This window comes from Sphaerochaeta sp., assembly GCF_050178175.1.
Taxonomy (GTDB): domain Bacteria; phylum Spirochaetota; class Spirochaetia; order Sphaerochaetales; family Sphaerochaetaceae; genus Sphaerochaeta.
The window spans coordinates 1-2,655 of record NZ_JBFXGH010000198.1 but is presented as its reverse complement, the minus strand read 5'-3'; the positions used below and the strand labels follow the sequence as shown (position 1 = coordinate 2,655).

At 47.6% G+C, this 2,655-nt stretch carries 2 protein-coding genes; both read right to left on the bottom strand.

Features of this window, described 5'->3' with window-relative positions; genetic code table 11:
- The coding region (locus AB7S66_RS12510) for a diguanylate cyclase domain-containing protein (protein ID WP_428520499.1) at window positions 1-1,766 on the bottom strand (1,766 nt) is incomplete at its 3' end.
- 70 nt (window positions 1,767-1,836) lie between these two features.
- Window positions 1,837-2,655: IMP dehydrogenase (locus tag AB7S66_RS12505; RefSeq protein ID WP_428520497.1), on the bottom strand; the 819-nt coding region annotated here is incomplete at its 5' end.

Below are 2,655 nucleotides of genomic sequence, written 5' to 3'. Positions count from 1 at the left end.
TCCTTACCGGTCTTGTTCAGGAAGAGCAGGTCATAGTTCTGCAAATCGATTAAGCAAACAGTATCAGGGAAATTGTCCAACATCCACTCATGATTAGTCCAGCAGAGGGTCTTATGCATCCCCATCTCAGGGACATAGTGGGTGCACTGGTTCCGCCCATGATTCTTGGAGTGGTACAAGGCAAGGTCTGCATGTTGATACAGTTCGCTGAATGTTGTTCCATCTTCAGGGCTGATACAGCAGCCAAGGGAACAGGTAAAAAGAATCCCAAGCGTCCTATCCTCGGCAATACGATGACAGAACTCATCCCCGGCACTTTTTACCGCCTCAGTCATATGAGGGATGAATGCAACAAACTCATCACCTCCAAGTCTGCCAATGATCGTACCCTGGGGAAACACCATTCTCATCAATGACGCCATTCGCTTGAGCACGCGGTCACCGAGGTCATGACCAAAGGTATCGTTTATCATTTTGAATCGATCGATATCGATCAGGAAAAAGGCACTGTTGCCACCATCGATGAGATACCGTGTTACGAGTTCTTCAAGGGAAGATCGGTTGTATACACCGGTGAGGCTGTCACTATGTGCCTGCTTCTCCAAGGCTTGTTCCTGGACCTTGCTCTTCTCAATGTCCTTGATCGCGATATATCCGATGGTAATGTTGTTGGCAATGGAGACATTGAAATGGAACCTAACCCAACGATACCCGTCCTCCCTATGGAGGGGGTGCATCATTTTTGCTTCTATGGCCAGTTCTTTTTTTCCAGCTTCCACGAAATGTTTGAGTTTTTCACTGGAGTCAATTTCTTGGAATACTGCAAGATAATCTTTTGGTATTGCTTTTTGCATGACTGAATCGTACATGGTGTAGAAATCATCACAGCCATCCATCATCTTCCAAACACGATTGTCTGCAAGTACCGCTTTCCCGGAATCCAGATTAAACCCTCCAAAGAAGGCCTTATCCTCCCCTAATACCTGCTGTCGCATTGCTATCTCATCATGGACATCCTGGAAAATACCTATCGCTCTGCGACGTTCCTGCTCTCCATCTGAGAGAAAAGCATAACTCAATCTCAGCCATCGGAATGAGCCGGCTGCACTACGGACAAAAAGGATTGAATCTGGTTCATTGCCAGCTTGCAATTGTGTAAAATCATGGTTCAAGGTCACTGAGAAGTCAGGATGGATATAGCCTTCCTCAAGCAAGAAAGCAGCAGGGTTGGAAATCTCAAGTGGGGCATGGCCACCCAGAATTGTTCTCGATAAGGGAACAAGACGATCATCCTCCAGATGATACTCCCACATTTCCAAGGTAGAGTGAGAAAATGCAAACTGGAGCCTGGTATTCTGTCTTTCCAGTGCAAGGGCATTCTGGTGTGCTTCTGAAACGTCGCTGGCCACCAGGCAGTATACCGGGAATTGTCCATGATGACGGCTGTACCTGCCTAGCAGTCTGATGAAACGATCTTCCTTACGTTCTAATCGAAAAACTACATCCAATTCCTTGTGGCTTCTCTTCAGTTTCTGGAACACTGCCTTGATACGTTTTCGCTCTTTTTCATGTACGGAATCCAACAAATCGAGTTCATTGTAGTTGTGGAACTCCTTCGGGGTGTATGCGAGCAGTTTGGACAAACCTCTACTGAGATAGATTGCAATTATCTCATCACCGAGTTCATATACCCCCACTCCACCGGGAAGGTCGTTGATCGAAAGCATTCGGTCTTTCCCATGGCCGGTTCGGGAAACCTCATTCATACTTCTTACACCTTCTTCCACAAAAGTAACTCATTGTAGCACATTTCATGCAAGAAGTATGATACAACACCTATTTTTTCATCGAGTCCTGGGAATCCTTGAGCAACACATCATGTGCTCCGCCTTCTATGATGGAAGTGGAACTGACTACAGTCAACCGAGCCTTCTGCTGCAATTCAGGAATGCTGAGTGCACCACAGTTGCACATGGTTGATTTAATCTTGCTCAGACTCAAGTTGAGATTGTCTTTCAGCGGGCCTGCATAGGGGACATAGGAATCGACACCTTCCACAAAGCTCAGCTTTCCTTCCCCTCCAAGGTCATAACGTTGCCAGTTTCGTGCACGGGAAGATCCTTCTCCCCAATACTCCTTCATGTAGGAACCCTTGACATTTACCTTCTCTGTCGGTGACTCGTCGAATCGTGCAAAATAGCGTCCCAACATCAGGAAGTCGGCACCCATTGCCAATGCGATGGTCATATGGTAGTCAAGTACTATTCCCCCATCAGAGCAGATGGGAATATATACACCCTTCTCATTGAAGTATTCATCACGGGCTTTTGCGACCTCAAGCAAGGCTGTTGCCTGTCCTCTTCCAATTCCTTTCGTCTCTCGGGTTATGCAGATCGATCCCCCACCAATGCCGACCTTCACGAAGTCAGCACCGCTTTCAGCGAGGAAGAGGAATCCTTCCCTGTCCACTACATTCCCAGCTCCCACCTTCACTCGGTCCCCATACTGTCCCTTGATCCAGGAGAGTGTCAGGCGTTGCCATTCACTGTACCCTTCAGATGAATCGATACAGAGTACGTCGGCACCGCTACGAACCAAGGCAGGAACCCGTTCCTTGTAGTCCCTGGTATTGATACCCGCTCCGACACGGTAACG